This is a genomic window from Photobacterium sp. GB-50, assembly GCF_003026755.1.
Classification (GTDB): Bacteria; Pseudomonadota; Gammaproteobacteria; order Enterobacterales; family Vibrionaceae; genus Photobacterium.
Genome location: NZ_PYNX01000002.1, coordinates 383,938 through 400,028, shown reverse-complemented (window position 1 = coordinate 400,028; position 16,091 = coordinate 383,938). Strand labels below are relative to the sequence as shown.

Annotated in this window: 19 protein-coding genes; 12 read left to right on the top strand and 7 right to left on the bottom strand. The window is 37.3% G+C overall.

What is annotated here, in order from left to right; all coding sequences use genetic code 11:
• The first annotated feature begins 10 nt into the window (after nucleotides 1-10).
• The 6 genes from pstB to metR all read left to right on the top strand — a co-directional run bounded on the left by pstB (nucleotide 11) and on the right by metR (nucleotide 5,908).
• A complete protein-coding gene (gene pstB, locus C9J41_RS04455; RefSeq protein WP_107206297.1) occupies nucleotides 11-760 on the top strand; it encodes a phosphate ABC transporter ATP-binding protein PstB in 750 nt (249 codons plus the stop codon).
• A 177-nt stretch (nucleotides 761-937) separates the two neighbouring features.
• Entirely contained in the window at nucleotides 938-1,573 is a 636-nt protein-coding gene (locus C9J41_RS04450) for an alternative oxidase (RefSeq protein ID WP_105059943.1), read from the top strand.
• A gap of 25 nt (nucleotides 1,574-1,598) precedes the next feature.
• Nucleotides 1,599-1,934 carry a DUF1971 domain-containing protein gene (locus C9J41_RS04445; protein WP_045084364.1) on the top strand — a complete coding sequence of 112 codons (336 nt, stop codon included), beginning with the start codon at nucleotides 1,599-1,601 and terminating at the stop codon, nucleotides 1,932-1,934.
• Nucleotides 1,935-2,178: 244 nt separating this feature from the next.
• Complete coding sequence (locus C9J41_RS04440) at nucleotides 2,179-3,831, top strand: mechanosensitive ion channel family protein (RefSeq protein WP_107287109.1); 1,653 nt, start codon at nucleotides 2,179-2,181, stop codon at nucleotides 3,829-3,831.
• Between the two features lie 335 nt (nucleotides 3,832-4,166).
• Nucleotides 4,167-4,616: an META domain-containing protein gene (locus tag C9J41_RS04435; RefSeq protein ID WP_107206294.1), complete on the top strand. Its 450-nt coding sequence runs from the start codon at nucleotides 4,167-4,169 to the stop codon at nucleotides 4,614-4,616.
• Nucleotides 4,617-4,996: 380 nt separating this feature from the next.
• Nucleotides 4,997-5,908 (top strand): HTH-type transcriptional regulator MetR, encoded by a 912-nt coding sequence (gene metR, locus C9J41_RS04430; protein ID WP_107246003.1) that lies wholly within the window; start codon nucleotides 4,997-4,999, stop codon nucleotides 5,906-5,908.
• A gap of 51 nt (nucleotides 5,909-5,959) precedes the next feature.
• Here metR and C9J41_RS04425 read toward each other — a convergent pair whose 3' ends face one another.
• The gene (locus tag C9J41_RS04425; RefSeq protein ID WP_005368511.1) at nucleotides 5,960-6,148 is read right to left on the bottom strand and encodes a DUF4250 domain-containing protein; all 189 of its coding nucleotides are present in this window, start codon (nucleotides 6,146-6,148) and stop codon (nucleotides 5,960-5,962) included.
• Nucleotides 6,149-6,282: 134 nt separating this feature from the next.
• Entirely contained in the window at nucleotides 6,283-6,951 is a 669-nt protein-coding gene (locus C9J41_RS04420) for a hypothetical protein (protein WP_107246001.1), read from the bottom strand.
• A gap of 289 nt (nucleotides 6,952-7,240) precedes the next feature.
• On the opposite strand from C9J41_RS04420, the gene C9J41_RS04415 reads away from it, so the two are divergent.
• Nucleotides 7,241-7,597 (top strand): hypothetical protein, encoded by a 357-nt coding sequence (locus C9J41_RS04415; protein ID WP_107294263.1) that lies wholly within the window; start codon nucleotides 7,241-7,243, stop codon nucleotides 7,595-7,597.
• A 6-nt stretch (nucleotides 7,598-7,603) separates the two neighbouring features.
• Here the strand turns inward: C9J41_RS04415 and C9J41_RS04410 are convergent, their stop codons facing one another.
• Nucleotides 7,604-7,786: a hypothetical protein gene (locus C9J41_RS04410; RefSeq protein WP_107206473.1), complete on the bottom strand. Its 183-nt coding sequence runs from the start codon at nucleotides 7,784-7,786 to the stop codon at nucleotides 7,604-7,606.
• Nucleotides 7,787-7,964: 178 nt separating this feature from the next.
• On the opposite strand from C9J41_RS04410, the gene C9J41_RS04405 reads away from it, so the two are divergent.
• The gene (locus tag C9J41_RS04405) at nucleotides 7,965-8,381 is read left to right on the top strand and encodes a hypothetical protein (RefSeq protein ID WP_107206290.1); all 417 of its coding nucleotides are present in this window, start codon (nucleotides 7,965-7,967) and stop codon (nucleotides 8,379-8,381) included.
• Nucleotides 8,382-8,435: 54 nt separating this feature from the next.
• Here C9J41_RS04405 and C9J41_RS04400 read toward each other — a convergent pair whose 3' ends face one another.
• On the bottom strand, nucleotides 8,436-9,644 hold the full coding sequence (locus C9J41_RS04400) for an MFS transporter (protein WP_107206289.1): 1,209 nt from the start codon (nucleotides 9,642-9,644) through the stop codon (nucleotides 8,436-8,438).
• Between the two features lie 158 nt (nucleotides 9,645-9,802).
• Between C9J41_RS04400 and C9J41_RS04395 the strand changes: the two genes are divergently transcribed.
• The 3 genes from C9J41_RS04395 (at nucleotide 9,803) to C9J41_RS04380 (ending at nucleotide 12,816) form a co-directional block, all read left to right on the top strand.
• Entirely contained in the window at nucleotides 9,803-10,681 is an 879-nt protein-coding gene (locus C9J41_RS04395) for a LysR family transcriptional regulator (protein WP_107206288.1), read from the top strand.
• 319 nt (nucleotides 10,682-11,000) lie between these two features.
• The gene (gene dcuC / locus C9J41_RS04385; protein WP_107206287.1) at nucleotides 11,001-12,368 is read left to right on the top strand and encodes an anaerobic C4-dicarboxylate transporter DcuC; all 1,368 of its coding nucleotides are present in this window, start codon (nucleotides 11,001-11,003) and stop codon (nucleotides 12,366-12,368) included.
• A gap of 109 nt (nucleotides 12,369-12,477) precedes the next feature.
• Nucleotides 12,478-12,816 carry a hypothetical protein gene (locus C9J41_RS04380; RefSeq protein ID WP_107245994.1) on the top strand — a complete coding sequence of 113 codons (339 nt, stop codon included), beginning with the start codon at nucleotides 12,478-12,480 and terminating at the stop codon, nucleotides 12,814-12,816.
• A gap of 13 nt (nucleotides 12,817-12,829) precedes the next feature.
• Here the strand turns inward: C9J41_RS04380 and C9J41_RS04375 are convergent, their stop codons facing one another.
• Complete coding sequence (locus C9J41_RS04375; RefSeq protein ID WP_107245992.1) at nucleotides 12,830-13,597, bottom strand: ribonuclease H family protein; 768 nt, start codon at nucleotides 13,595-13,597, stop codon at nucleotides 12,830-12,832.
• A 118-nt stretch (nucleotides 13,598-13,715) separates the two neighbouring features.
• Here C9J41_RS04375 and C9J41_RS04370 point away from each other — a divergent pair, with 118 nt between their 5' ends.
• Complete coding sequence (locus tag C9J41_RS04370; RefSeq protein WP_107206284.1) at nucleotides 13,716-14,975, top strand: mechanosensitive ion channel family protein; 1,260 nt, start codon at nucleotides 13,716-13,718, stop codon at nucleotides 14,973-14,975.
• A gap of 86 nt (nucleotides 14,976-15,061) precedes the next feature.
• Here the strand turns inward: C9J41_RS04370 and C9J41_RS04365 are convergent, their stop codons facing one another.
• Together C9J41_RS04365 and C9J41_RS04360 are read right to left on the bottom strand one after the other, a co-directional pair.
• Nucleotides 15,062-15,652, bottom strand: coding sequence for a putative adenosine monophosphate-protein transferase Fic (locus C9J41_RS04365; protein ID WP_107294261.1), 591 nt, complete (start codon nucleotides 15,650-15,652; stop codon nucleotides 15,062-15,064).
• A gap of 2 nt (nucleotides 15,653-15,654) precedes the next feature.
• Nucleotides 15,655-15,879 carry a YhfG family protein gene (locus C9J41_RS04360; protein ID WP_233220297.1) on the bottom strand — a complete coding sequence of 75 codons (225 nt, stop codon included), beginning with the start codon at nucleotides 15,877-15,879 and terminating at the stop codon, nucleotides 15,655-15,657.
• Between the last annotated feature and the right edge of the window lie 212 nt (nucleotides 15,880-16,091).

Below are 16,091 nucleotides of genomic sequence, written 5' to 3'. Positions count from 1 at the left end.
GGAAGATAAAATGAATAAATTTAATATTGAAAACCTAGATCTTTACTACGGTCAGAACCAAGCGCTAAAACAAATTAACTTACCGATTCCTAATCGTCAGGTAACCGCTCTTATTGGTCCATCAGGTTGTGGTAAATCTACCCTACTTCGTTGCCTTAACCGCATGAATGATCTTATTGAAGGCGTAAACATCAAAGGATCATTGACCATGGATAGTGAAGATGTTTATGGCAATATTGATGTCGCTCAGCTACGTATTAAAGTCGGCATGGTATTCCAAAAACCAAATCCATTCCCAATGAGTATTTACGAAAACGTTGCTTATGGTCTACGTGCACAAGGGGTTAAAGATAAAAAGACCCTTGATGAGATTGTAGAACAATCTCTTCGTGGTGCCGCATTATGGGACGAAGTAAAAGATCGTTTGAAATCACACGCATTTGGCCTATCAGGTGGTCAGCAGCAACGTTTATGTATTGCACGTACAATCGCAATGAAACCTGAAGTTATTTTGATGGATGAACCAACATCCGCACTTGATCCTATTGCGACCAAAAAAATTGAAGATTTAATGGAGTCACTGAAGAAAGATTTCACCATTGTTATCGTTACTCACTCAATGCAGCAAGCACGTCGTATCTCTGACCGTACTGCATTTTTCCTTATGGGTGAATTAGTAGAACATGATGAAACGCAAAACCTATTTAATAACCCTCAAGATGAACGCACTCGTGGTTATGTAAATGGTGATTTTGGTTAATTAATAGAAGTTAATTAACGTTCTTCCTCTTCGCATTTTTTAGAATAATAATAGCGATGGTACTTTTTGCCTCTTCCTTGTGAAGAGGCTTTTTTATATATGTTGCATTTGAAATACTTGTTTTAATAATTTAAACATGTATTATTAATACATGTTTAAGAAAGAGCGAGTAGTCCAATGTCAGATTTTGCTTTAACACACAGAGAAACCACTAAATTTTCTGAGCGCCTAGCGTATAAAATCACACAGCTTCTCAAGTATTCTCTTAATATTTTCTATGGCAAAAAATACGCTAAACGTGCTGTGATTTTAGAAACCATTGCTGCCGTACCAGGCATGGTTGCCGGTATGTTTAACCATTTAAAAGCCCTTCGCCGAATGAAAGATGATGAGGGGTGGATCAAAGAGTTATTAAGTGAAGCAGATAATGAACGTATGCACTTAATGATCTTTTTAGATATCGCTAAACCAAGCTGGGTTGAACGTGGACTTGTCTTATTAGGGCAAGCCGTTTTCATCTGTGTATACAGTATTATTTACCTCACTTCATCAAAGATTGCGCACCGTGTCGTGGGTTACTTTGAAGAGGAAGCTTGTAAAAGCTATACCGAATTTTTAGAAAAAATTGATAGTGGTGAACTTGAAAATGTCGCAGCGCCACAAATTGCAATTAACTACTATGAGTTACATGATGATGCAAAACTGCGAGATGTTGTATTAAGAATCAGAGAAGATGAAGCTAAACATCGCGATCGTAATCATAACTTTGCTGATTGTTATCAAAACAAGGATTTACCAGCTCACCAAGCCTAATCAAAAATAATATTGGAGAGAACTTATGGCATCTATTCCTAATAGCTTTATTAACTACAAATCAACCTCAGTATTTAATCGTGACACTGTGCCGAAAATGTTAGTTCATGAGCACAACACCCGTGAAGGTGTATACGGAAAAATTAGTGTTATATCTGGGACTCTGAAATTTTATGGCTTTACAGAAAGACGAGGAGAAATCGAACAAGAGGTTGTTATTCAGGCAAATGACTCACTCATCAGCCCGCCTCAATACTGGCATAAAGTTGAATTAATGACACCTGATACTCAATTTCAAGTCCATTTCTATGCAGACAAAGACAGTGAGATAGCGCGCCAAAACTTAAATGAACGTTCATAATAAAGTTACAATAAACCACGACAAGTCACTAAATTGTCGTGGTTTTCTATTTTTCATATCAACTTAAACGATTATTTGTACCATCCATTCTTCTTGTTGATTACTTGCAAATTTCTAACTTTCCGCTTTAAAACTAATATATAATCTGCGCCTATTTTCTCTAGCCAGCAAAAATATGCATTAATTGAATTGTATATATGGCTTTTCTTTGATTATGTTTACACCAGTAGGAGTTAACCGCATTATGCGCTTTCTGGTATTAATATTATTACTTGTGTCTTCTCTTAGCTTTGCCGAGAGTAAGACCGATACGTCCAAGCAAACCGTTAATCCTAAAGTAGAGCAACTACTTCAACTCAATAGTGAAATAGTAACCTTATCTAAGGAGACAACTACATTAACGGGATCTTCTCTCGATGTAGTCCGCTTACAAATACTAAATAAAAATAACGAACTTCGTGATATTCTCGCGAGTATGATTAAAAGCAACGATGTCGATAAAAAGTTGCTGTTAACACAAGTAGATAAACAAGTTGTATTTGTTAGAGAAGCCAATAAATTTCTTGATGAAAAATTAACACGAGATCAGGAAGTTCTCGATAAAGCTAAAGATGCTGACAAACTTGTTGCTTTAAAAACAATAGCTGAAACACGTCAGTTTTCAACTTCAATTCTAAAAGAAGAATGGCAAAATTATCAATGGCTAGAAAAGCTAGGAAAACCAGCCCCACAAGCTGTAAAAGAATTAACCGACAAAATTGAGCACCGCCTAGCATTTACTTCAACATCTCTAACTTTTGATAGCCAAGCATTAGATGTTGCTAATAAGCAATTAAAATCAGCCAGTGAAAGTGAAAAAAGTACACTTCAACTTTCCCAGATCCTAGCTCAACGTCAAGTTGATAATGATACGACTAACTTAGAAAATCTGATTGAGATTGCAGATACGGTAGGTATTGATACTGCTGAGTACAAAAAACAACTATTCGAACAAACCGGTAACGTTACTGATGATTTGCTAAATAGCAAAGTTATTTGGTCTATCGCATCGGGTTGGACAACAGATCTAAAAGATTGGTTACTAAGCAACCTGCCACAAATGCTATTTAAAGTGTTTATTTTTGTTTTGATCATCTTTGCATTCAAAACATTGAAAAACATTGTAAGAAAAATGGTAAAGCGTGCAGTTTCTACAAAGAACTTAAACATGTCTATCTTGATGCAAGAGTTCTTTATCTCTATGTCAGGGAAAGCCGTTTTTGCTATTGGTTTGCTTATTGCTTTATCTCAAATTGGCCTAAACCTAGCCCCTATTCTAACGGGTTTCGGCGTTGCCGGTATTATTGTTGGTTTCGCATTACAAGATACGCTATCAAACTTCGCTGCAGGTATGATGCTACTGATTTACCGTCCATTTGATGTCGGTGATCTGGTTGAAGCTGGTGGTATTACGGGTAAAGTAAGCCATATGAGTCTTGTAAACACCACAATCAAAACATTCAGTAACGAGATGCTAATGATCCCAAATAGTAAAATTTGGGGTGATATCATAAAGAACGTAACGCACGAAAAAGTACGTCGTGTAGACATGATCTTTGGTATTGGTTACAGCGATGACATTGAAAAAACAGAACGTGTGTTAAATGACATTGTTTCTGAGCATCCGGCAGTACTACGTAGCCCGGAGCCAACAATTAAATTACACACTCTAAACTCTTCATCTGTTGATTTTATCGTGCGCCCTTGGGTGAAAACAGACGATTACTGGGATGTATACTGGGATATCACACGTGAAGTGAAGATGCGCTTTGATCGTGAAGGTATTTCAATCCCATTCCCACAGCAAGATGTGCATCTTCATATGGTTGAAAAAGCCATTGAATCTAAAAAAGCTTAAATAGACCAAATAAGTATGGGCAAGGTATTACCTCATCTCTGTAATACCTGCCCTTTTTAGCGCTAGCTATATTCGTCATTTTATAACCATCACGTTATATCCATGCCTTCTCTCTTAAAACATGATTCATCAGCGATAACACGTTACAATATGAGAGATTTGGAATAATTAAATCTTCAAATAATCTTATACTTAGCATAACGAATTACATTTGGTTACGTAAATAAATGTAAAGTAATACTCTGGTAGAGTAATGTAAGCTATAGTTATTTATATAATGAAACAGTGTACAATAACGCCGACTTAAAAATAGAATTTATTCAGGAATGATTATTATGAAAAAGCGTCTTTTATCAGTTTTGGTACTTCCTTTGATGCTAACCGCTTGTGCAGGTAACAGTGCTATGAACTCAGCGCCACATAAAGTCACTGCAAACGAAATCAGCAATGGCAATTGGGAATTAGTTCAAATCGATCACAAAGCTCTTGCATTACAAGCACCTTTCCAAGCCCCTAGTCTAGAACTATCTTCGGATCTTGCCGCTAACGGTAACGCAGGGTGCAACCGTTACTTTGGTCAAGCAGAGCTTAAAGATGGACAACTACGCATTGAAAAAATGGGGATGACAATGATGCTTTGTCCTGACGATGCAATGAAAGTTGAGCAAACATTTTCAAAATCATTATCAGACTGGAACAAAGTTGCTATTTCTGGCGACACGCTGACACTAACAAATGCAAAACACACATTAACGTTCACGAAAAAAGTTGCTGATACTAAATAAGCATTTACTTTAGAAAAACAGACAGGCAGCCTTGAAGCTGCCTTTTTTATTTCTCTCTTTTACTTATTTATCCTACTGTTTTAATAAACTATTGACGTAGTAATTTCTGTACTGACCATATTTTCAAGTGCTGCTTCCTTTTCAAGCTAGTTATGTGTTTTCAAACCACAATCAGAGTTGCAAAATTTTTGATTTGCTTTCTGTTGTCTACACGTTGACATCCAAATATTCACTTTGATTATGAATATTTCTCATGTTGATAGTATGGCGATATAAACTCATCCACGCTAATATGGACGTGTAGCCATCTAGATGTTTGGGTTATAGCAAAAAACGATAAGTTGATAAAAGAACACGCTTTCACAAGGACGTAGACAAGCATGATTGAATTAAAACATCTTAGAACATTATCAGTATTACGAGATACTGGCTCATTAACAGCGACAGCTAATACATTGTGTTTGACCCAATCGGCTCTTTCTCATCAATTAAAAGATCTGGAACAACGTCTTGGTGGTCAGCTATTTTTACGAAAAACTCGACCTGTAAAATTTACTGCAGAAGGTGATATTTTATTAAACCTTGCAGATACAATTATTCCGCAAATCACTCATGCAGAACATGAACTTGCTAACATAAAACAAGATGCGAATGGTCGCTTACATATGGCGATTGAATGCCATTCCTGTTTTCAATGGCTAATGCCTGCATTGAAGGAATATCAGGGACAGTGGCCAGCTGTAACACTAGACTTCTCATCAGGCTTTGGCTTCGAACCATTACCTGCTCTTGCTTGCGGTGAGCTAGATTTAGTGATCACGTCTGATATTCAGCCACGTAGCGAGATCCATTATGAACCTTTATTTGATTTTGAAATGCGATTAATCGTTAGTGTTAATTCCCCTTTAGCAGAAAAGCCTTTTATCACACCGCAAGATATTGCCGCTCACACCATGCTGAGTTATCCCGTACAAAAAAATCGTTTAGATGTCGTGAAACATTTCCTACAACCTGCTGGCATAGAGCCGAAAGCTTGGAAACAGGCGGATAATACTTTGATGCTTGTGCAAATGGTGTCGGCTGGATTAGGCGTTGCCGTACTACCTAATTGGGCTATTCATGATTTTGCGCAACAGGGGTTAGTCGTAAGTAAGCCGTTAGAGCAAGGCTTATGGCGACGTTTATTTGCTGCGATTAGAGCATCAGAACAACAACGTCACTATCTACAAGCTTTTTTCGCAACGGCAAGGCAACAATGCCAGCTCCATTTAGAAGGTATTAAGTCGGCATAATTTAGACAAAATAAAAGCCTCACTTATGAGGCTAATTTATAGATTAATGTATTATCGGAATTGATTGGTTATTGGATCATACTGATAGCCTAGCTGTGCCAACTTATCTGTCAATTCGCCTTCATCTAGTTCATAACGACTTAATAATTCAGACATGCTACTGCACTCTAAACGTAAGCGTTCATTCACTATCCCAATGACAATATTGCCATCCATACTCAGTAGATTATTAATTTCCATACACCTTCCAGCTCCCTACATAATGGCTTAATTAAAAAGTGTTCATGTTACTCATTAAGCATAGACGTAGATAACCAATACAAAAAAGCCGCTATAAAAGCGGCTCTATTTCATTGTTTTTAATATCGATAGTTTTAAAACAAAACTAACTGTAAGCCCGCAGAAAACATCAACACTACAAGCGCAATCACTAATTGCCAATTGTTCGCTTTTTTATTTAATAAGATGTGACCTGACCAAATCACCAAGCCAATCACCATTAATGCTAACGCCGTAATAATTTCTATTATATGGTGGCTTGTAGTTACCTGACCGAGAGCCATGATCTGCCAGATCATAAATAAAATCGTTAATATTGCACTGATGAAACCAGCAAACGGCAATATACGATGAAATGCCTGTAAACGCGTACGCGCAAAAGTCAGTAAAACATGGGCTAATGCACTACCATATAATGCGATAGCAACTAGGCTAATCGCAATTTCAGGCATATTTAAGGTGGGTAATAACACAAGCCAACAAATAAAGGCTAATACATCACTGCCATATAAAACTTTAATAGGCCCAGCATCACGTGTTTTCCCTGTTTTCACTTTCATCGTAAAGAACGCTAATGACAGTAAAGGTAACACGGCTAAAGGCTGTGCTATAGCGGCGAGTAACCAACCAACAAGCAATACTGGTAACATTTTATGAACACGACCACGTTGACCTGGGCAAATTTCGCCCTTCATCAAAACAATGGTAAGGATAAGTTGCGCACCAAGTAGCGCGGGCACAAGAAAGGTTAAGTAGCCTGCCATAATAAACGTCATTGAGTAGATAAAAAGTACAGCGATTATACCGAGTTATTCTGTGATGTGAATATATGGCTAGATTTTCTAAATTGAGGCTACATTTTAAAATAAACCAATAATGTCATTTATTCTATTTGAGACGCATTTTGCATATTTTATTAAAAACTTCTTAACTATAAGAATTTTTAATAATTAAGCCATCTTTCATAGTGAAAGCGATAAAATTAAAAAGAAGTTTAGCTATTTAGTCTTTAACTTCTAATCATCATAATTATTCAAACTGCAGGAGGTTTATATGAGAAAATCACAACTTCTCCCACTGTTATTGCTACTTAGCAGTTCACCCGTATTTTCCGCTATTTATTCTTGTGCTGACATACCACCAGGAAGAAATACCTTAGAAACCAATAACTCAGAAATTAATGCCTTTTATGTCATTAATTGTTCTGATCAAACCTTAACCTATAGTTACCAATATAACCCAGCTTCTTTTAATTCAGAACAGTTGCATGGTTTAGCGAAAGAAATGATAAAAAATATGCACTCAGATAAAGCGATTTTAAATAAACAATATCCTTTTGTTAATTTTCTCAGTTTTAAAATATATCATGGTTCAACATTATTAGATTCAGTCATTGAGAAAATAAAATGATCGTTTTTAATCTAACTCCATAAGCGCATCAAAAGCAGCATCATCATCAATCAATATATCAAGATTATATTCTGTTGCTGCGGCTCTAACTCGGCGATCAGGATCTGTCGATAAAATGTGAATAAATCGTCCTTGCTTAGCCAGTAGCAAGCGCTGCTTTACGGTTAGATCTTTTATTTTATTTTCCATTTTTAATGCACCATCCATATACACCAAGTTTTATATAAGATACCTTAAATCACGTCTAAAATATATATAAAACTTTAAATATCAGTATCACTGACTATGAATGGATTTATCATCATTCTAATAGCCTGATATACTAATAAAATAAGGTCTATCTCTCTTTACTTTACTGGACAAGGCTATGAAATTCTTTTCCCGCTTATCACTCACTATTTGTATTTTATGTATCAGCTTATTTTCATCTCTTGCTTTGGCTGCAAATAAAACACAGGACGTACATTTTCAAAAAGGTGCAACTAGCGCTGAATATCCTGCAAAAATAAAAGGTTACGATTTTAACGATTATGTTTTTTATGCAAAAAAAGGGCAGGCACTAACGGCAAAACTTCTGACAAAAAGTACGAAGTTGTGGATTAACCTATCTAATAAGCACTTAGAATCAGGCGTTGATCTCAGTGAATACTCTGAAGCACTCAATAAACAAGGCGCTTATATTCTGCCATACAGCGGTAAATACACCATTCGAGTTGGTCAATATCGTGCTTTTGCTCGTCGTGGTGAGCACAGTGATTTCACATTATTGATTGAAATAAAATAGTTAAAGTACGTTATAGATCCTGTCTATAACGTACTATCAATATCCACTAGATCATTATCCAAGTTGTTCTATTATTTGCGCTTTACTTTTTCCGGCTTCTCGGGCTAATAATCCACATAAAATAAACATTGCACTATAAAGTACCGTTCCACCAGCAACGACACTTTCCCATCGGCCATGCTGCCAACAGTAAATTAATAAGAAGCCCCCTACACTACCGCCCACATAGTAATGCACTAAATACATCGCTGTTGCTGTAGCTTTAGCAACTTGTGCGTGTTTACTGACCCATGCATAAGCAAGTGAATGAGTAAAGAAAGCGCCAGAACTAATCAGTAATAAGCTAATGATGATCATTGGACGTGATTCAATTAGACCTAACCACATTCCTAGAAAACTAATCACTCCACCTAATAATATGCCACTCACAGGACTAAATCTATTAGCCCATTTACCGCTGAATCTTGATGTAAATGTGCCACTTAAATAGCAAAGGAAGATTAAAGCAGCCCAGCTCAATGGTAAATTAAACGGTGCCGCGACCAATCTAAAACCAGATACCGAATAAAGGTTAACAAATAGCGCAAAGTTAATACCGCCAATCAACATAGCGATCCATAATATAGGTTGCTTTATATGCTGTACCAAATGCTTGCCATGAACGCGAAAGCCTTGGCGATTAGGCTTAAAGTGTTGCTGTTTAGGTAATAACTTGATCACAATGATTGCACCAACCAAACTAAAACCAGCCAATCCTAATACGGCGAGATGCCAGCTATAGTGCTCACTGACAATACCGCCATATAATCGCCCAACGATCCCCCCTAGTGAATTCGCACTAATATAGCTTCCCACCGCAACCATAAGTGCTTTAGGTGTAAATTCTTCAGCCATATAAGCAACAGCAACAGCAATAAAGCCAGCAACAGAAATCCCCATTACAGCTCTTAAAATGGTAAGAGTGATTAAACTATTGCTAAAAGCCATGATGCTTCCAACGACGGGTAATAATGACAAACTCACTAACATAATCACACGCCGTCCGACAATTTCAGAAGCAATCGCCCAAGGGATCAAGCACACGGCTAACATTAATGTCGTTGCCGCTAGTATCCAATTAATAGCTGTCGCACTCACACCAAATTCTTGTGCCATAAGTGGCAGCATAGGCTGAAATAAATAAAGGTTACAAAACACAATAAAAGAACCTAATGCCAATGCAAAACAAGCTTTTTTATAATGAGACGAATGGAGTTCAATCATATATTCACCAGAAAATAATGCTCAATACATTACCCATATCATTGAGATAAGCATTAACGTGGGAAGAATTATCTATCAAAGAGTAGTTACGGTATCAATTGCCATGCAATAATGAAAATATATAATATATATAATCATAATAACTTTGGTTTATAGCTATGGATTCTCGACAACTTACCTATTTTGTCGCACTAGCAGAAACAAATAATTTTACGCGAGCAGCTGAAAAGTTACACATTGCTCAACCCGCGCTCAGCATGACAATCAAAAAACTAGAGCAACAACTGGGCTTGTGCTTATTTTCACGTAATGAACGCAAAGTAGAATTAACCGATGAAGGAAAAGTATTACTTCTTCACGCCAAAGCGATTATTCAGAAAATTAATGATGCACAAACCGCAATGGCTGAATTACGAGGATTAGAAAAAGGAGAAGTGCGTGTCGGTATTCCAAGCATGTTAGGCTCATATTTCTTTCCAGAAATCATTATGGGCTTTAAGAGTCAATATCCACATTTAAAACTGAGTATTGTAGAGGCTGGCACTCAATCAATCAGAAAGATGATCATTGATGGTGAGTTAGATTTTGGTGTGATCATTAATCATGAACTGCCTGATTCATTGCATCCAGAGCCGCTATTGAAATCACAAATGGTTGCTGTAGTTTCAGAGAATCATGAATTCTCAAAATATAAATCCCTTTCTTTTTCTGATTTTTTCAACCAAGAGCTAGTCATGTTTAAACATGGCTATTTTCATCGAGAAACAATCGATAGCATCTGTGAGAAATACCATTTCACACCTAACATTTCATTTGAAACTAACTTACTGGCGATGATTTTTAAAATCGTGAGACAAGATTTCGCCATCACTACATTACTAGAGATGGTGACAGAGTATGAACCAAAGCTTGTCCCAATTCCTTTTGAACAACCGATCTTACTTGATATCGTGATGGCATGGCGTAAAACAGGATATTTATCATTAGCTGATCAAGCATTTATTGATTATGTAAAGCAGCACTGCTGCCAACAATAATTGCATTCTATAAATATCATTCAACACTGCAATAGTTAAGTCGCTTTATCTTATTAATCGAGTTGATATTAAATCTTATTATCTCTTAATAGAAAACAATATGAATATTGTTATTTAACAGTTAGATAGTAACAACATTCAATTAATCACTATATTATTTATCATAAAATTAACAATCAACAGTAAATACTGTTTTAGATCATAACTTATCTGATTAAATCTCGTTAATAATTTTATTTTAGTTACATTACTAGCAGCAAATACCACCACATAGTAATAACTTTTTACAATTAGATTTAAAATGAAATGAGGAGTCTTCATGACGGAGCTATTAATAGGCTTGGTGATCACCATCGCCGTTGGCTATTACATTGTTAAAGGATATAAAGCTGCAGGAGTATTACTCACCGCGGGAGTTTCGTTATTAATTATTGCAGGCTTATTAGGTCATTCTGTTTTACCTGCAAAAGTTGCATCAACAGGTAATTTATTCACCGATTCTCTTGAGTATGTAAAATACATGCTGCAGTACCGTGGTGGCGGCTTAGGTCTACAAATCATGTTGTTATGCGGTTTCGCATCATACATGACCCACATTGGTGCTAATAATGTCGTGGTAAAACAATTTTCAAAACCTTTGTCATTAATTAAATCGCCTTATGTACTATTAGTTGCTGCTTATATTGTTGCTTGTTTAATGTCTCTTGCCGTGAGCTCTGCAACTGGTCTTGGTGTGCTATTAATGGCGACACTATTCCCAATGATGACTGCTATGGGTATTTCTCGCCCAGCGGCAGCGGCAGTCTGTGCCTCCCCTGCTGCGATCATCCTATCGCCAACGTCAGGTGATGTGGTGGTTGCTGCGGAAAAAGCAGGTTTACCATTACACGTGTTTGCCGTTGAAACCGTATTACCAGTTTCTATCAGTGCCATTATTGTAATGGCGGTCGCTGCTTTCTTCTGGAACAAATATCTTGATAAGAAAAACAACACACCAATGGAGCGTGTTGATATTTCTGAAATGGAAGTGACAGCGCCTGGGTATTACTCAATTTTACCTTTCATGCCAATCATTGGGGTATTCCTATTTAATGGTGAAACTATCCCTGGCCTAAAAATCGATATTTACACCATTGTTGTGTTATCTATTACCATTGGTGCAATTGTCGATTTTCTGACTAATCGCTTAAACGGCAAAGTTACACTTGAAAATCTAGAATCTTGCTACGCAGGTATGGGTGATGCATTCAAAGGCGTAGTGATGCTATTGGTCGCAGCTGGTGTGTTTGCGCAAGGCTTAATGTCTGTTGGTGCCATTGATAACCTACTCGCATTGGCTGATAAAGCGGGTGCCGGTGGCGTCGCGCTAATGCTATTACTAACAGCACTAACGGTTGCCGCTGCTATTGCAACAGGCTCAGGTAATGCGCCTTTCTATGCCTTTGTTGAACTTGCACCTCAACTTGCGGGTAAGTTAGGTTTAAACCCTGCATTCCTTATCATCCCTATGCTTCAAGCATCAAACTTAGGTCGTACTATCTCACCGGTATCAGGTGTTATTGTTGCAACCTCTGGTATGGCGAAAATCAGCCCATTCGATGTGGTTAAACGTACTGTTGTACCTGTGGTGTGTGGCTTAATTACCGTCATTTTAGGTACTGTCGTGCTTGTACCTATGTACGCTTAATCGAAATTAATATGATAAATACTCAAGCCTGTAGAGCGCTCTACAGGCTTTTTTTATTGCTTCTAAAACGGCAGAATAACCACTCAACCATCGATTAAAGTTAACTACAGTGGATAAACAACAAGCTATTTATCAAATTATGAGTTTTGGCCCTGAACGTGACAATGCCTTTTCTGTCTACCTTAATGCAGAGTCATCGGCTCAAGACACACCATTTATTGTTACTAAATCTTTGCTCATTCAAGTACTGAATAAATACTTAACGCAAGAGATTGATGATGACGATCTTGAACAATGGGCGAATTTGATCAATTTTCGTGACGATATTGATGGCGATGCGATTGAAGATTGGCTCTTTGCGTTAGGCAATCAAGAAATGATGGGAAATCACGGAAATAAAAAAGCGAACATTGAACGTATGCTCGCTTTACTCAGTTATCAAGAATAATTTATCACCGATTTTAGCCCGCTCTTAGGGCTAAAATCACTTTAATATCTAAGGGTTGCTGATATAGTGAAAACGCAACCTCGCGCTCATCTACTGCGAGAATAGACATCCTATCAGCTAATTCATTGCCTTCGATGCCGACGTGTCCATTCACATGGTAAATTTGGATCATATCTTTAATTGTCTGATAGCGCTCAAACATTGGTTGGATCAAATCTAGATTTTTGATCTCCCCCCCTGCTTTTTTCCAACCATTATTTTTCCACGATACCGCCCATTGAGTAATACACTGAATCGAATAACGTGAATCACAAAATATCGCGACACTTATGCCACCTGCAATATACTTTTCAGCTTGGAGTAAGGCTTGATATAACGCATTTAGCTCAGCGGTATTATTGGTGCCTTGCGGGTTATATAAACCAAACCACAATTCATTTAATTGGTTTTCTCGATACAGAGCTAAACCTGAACCTGCTTTACCGGGATTAGGATCACAACCGCCATCAGTAAAGATTTTAATCTCTGCTTTTACTGCAAGTACTTGCTCTGCGGTCAAAGAGCCTTTACTCGTTTTAACGGCTTTTGCGGTATTTTTTGTGGCAGCGGATGCTCTATATGTGGGAACTTTACCACCAAAAGCAACTTGCGCTTCTTCTTGGCTAGGAAATGACTTGTATTTAGCACCAGTGAACTTGTCCACTTGCTGTTTACAACTCGCCCAATCGGTATATATTCCCGGCTCTCGTCCTTGCCATACAACATAAAACTTTTTCGCCACGTCAATCTCCAACACACATCATTGAATATTCAGTTATATACTAACAGTCATTAGCTATTTTTTTCAGGTATGATGCGCTAATAGTTTATTATTAAATGTAATCAAATGGAGTGAGTCTGTGAGCAAAGAAGTTAGAGTTGATATCGCGCACATTTTATCCGAAATTGGTGTCAATATTGAACCGCATGACAATATATCAACAGTATTTTTCTTAGTGTTATGTGTTGGAGTCGCTTTTTTTACTTATGTGATCGTTCGCTGGGGATTACTGAAAATTGTCAATACCATGCTCAGGCGATCAAAGGCCTCATGGGGTTCAGTAATCGTCAAACATGCGGTGTTTGAAAAACTGTCACTGATCATTCCTGCCGTTGTGCTTAACTTACTCATCCCACTAGTACTTGATAAACATATTATTCTTAGTGGATTAATAGACCGTCTTCTAAGTTTATGGCTTATTTTGGCTCTTATTCGAAGTAGTTATGCTTTTTTAGATGCCAGTAATGATATTGCCGATATCAAATTAATGAGCCGTGATCTACCAATAAAAAGTTTTGTTCAATTATTTAAGTTAATCATCTTTTTAATTGGTTTTATCATTGCTATTTCAGTACTCGCCAATCGCTCTCCCGTTTATTTCTTAAGTGGTTTAGGTGTTGCGACAGGTTTAGTGTTATTAGTCTTCCGCGATACTATCTTAGGCTTTGTTGCTGGTATCCAGTTATCAGCAAACCAAATGGTAAAAGTAGGTGACTGGATCCAAATGGATAAATATGGTGCTAATGGCAGTATTGAAGAGGTCTCATTAACCACGGTAAAAGTGAAAAACTGGGATAACACCGTAACCAATGTTCCCGCTTATGCGCTGGTTCAAGATTCCTTTATTAACTGGCGCCAAATGCAAGAATCAGGTGGTCGTCGCATTAAGCGCTCTGTGTTAATCGATATTGATACCATCAAGTTTATCGACAGCAATGATGAAGCACAGTTAGCAACAATAAATTTTGTACCTGCAATTCTGACAAAGAAAAAACAAAACCTACCACCAAATACTGGCTTAACCAATGTTGCGATATTTCGTGGTTATCTTGATGTATATCTCAAACAACATCCTCAAATACGTCAAGATATGACTTTTCTTGTACGTGAATTAGAGCCGACCCCCAATGGATTACCAATCCAAATTTATGTTTTTGTGAATGATACGCGATGGGCTTTTTATGAAGATGTGCAATCAGATATTTTTGACCATATCTTTGCAATGATCCCTAAGTTCGGTCTAGCGGTTTACCAAAGCCCGGCAGCATCAGATGTTAGAAGTTTGCAACCACTTACGGCAATTGAACAACAGTCTATCGCTGAAAAACAAAACTTTTAATTATCGAACTTAGAAATGGCAAGCGATATAACGCTATACTCTCAGCGTTTATAGCTTGCTGTTTTACTCCGACAGTTACAAATACATTAAGGCGTTACCACACAGCGCCTAAATATATCCTGCATCGGCTTATAATTGCACACGACCCCTTGAATATTCGCATTAAGCCACTGCTCTGCGGTTACGCCACTAAAATTAATGTTATAGCCACAATTAATTACTATGTGTTCAAACAGTATTCGCTGTGTCCGCCCATTTCCCTCTCGAAAAGGATGTAATACATTGATATCGCAATAATATTGTGCCAATCGCTCAATCAACTCTTCAAAGGGTAACCCGACCAGATAACGTTCAGCTTCAAGTTGGTTGAATAAACGAGTGGTTTCTTGCGGTAAACGACTCACGTGACAAAAACGTGTATCGTCTTTTGATATATCAATCGTACGGCACTGACCCGCCCACTCAAACAAATCATCAAAAAGCCATTTGTGTAGCTGACAAAAATACGCGAAATCATAAGGTGGTGAGTCAAATTCAATTCCCATCGCCGCCAATATATTAAATTGAGTTTCTGCCTCATCAAATAAAGCTTCATCTCTAATATTGAGCTTATTAATCAATACATAAGAATTTTCGTAAGTATAAGGATCTTGATCTGTACCGTACTTATCGTCCACATTCACACCTTTTCAGTGTTCTCTTGTTGATAATACCTAATCAGTTGCAGGCGCAATGCATTACGCTCTCGCATATTTTTTATCGGTGAAGGCACACGAATGTCATAGCCTTCTAACCGCATACTTTGCGTAAAGTTAGCCATTTTAACTTGCTCACAATAGGCATGCTTATCTTCAAAGCTTGTTAATATCGGCAGCGATTTATTCTCCTGCTCATTAGTCTTCATCCATTTTCTCACTTCTCTTTTTTCGTCCATTGTAAACATTTTTATGTTTTATGATTCATAGTTCATTTAATACATCTAATTTAACGCTCTATATGAAATATTTTTAGCATAGTTAGCTATTATAAAAATGATGTTTCAGTAATGATTTATCCATAAAAATTCTCTGGTTTTATAGGGGCTAGTCAGTGATACCGCTAACCGTTATAATTCCC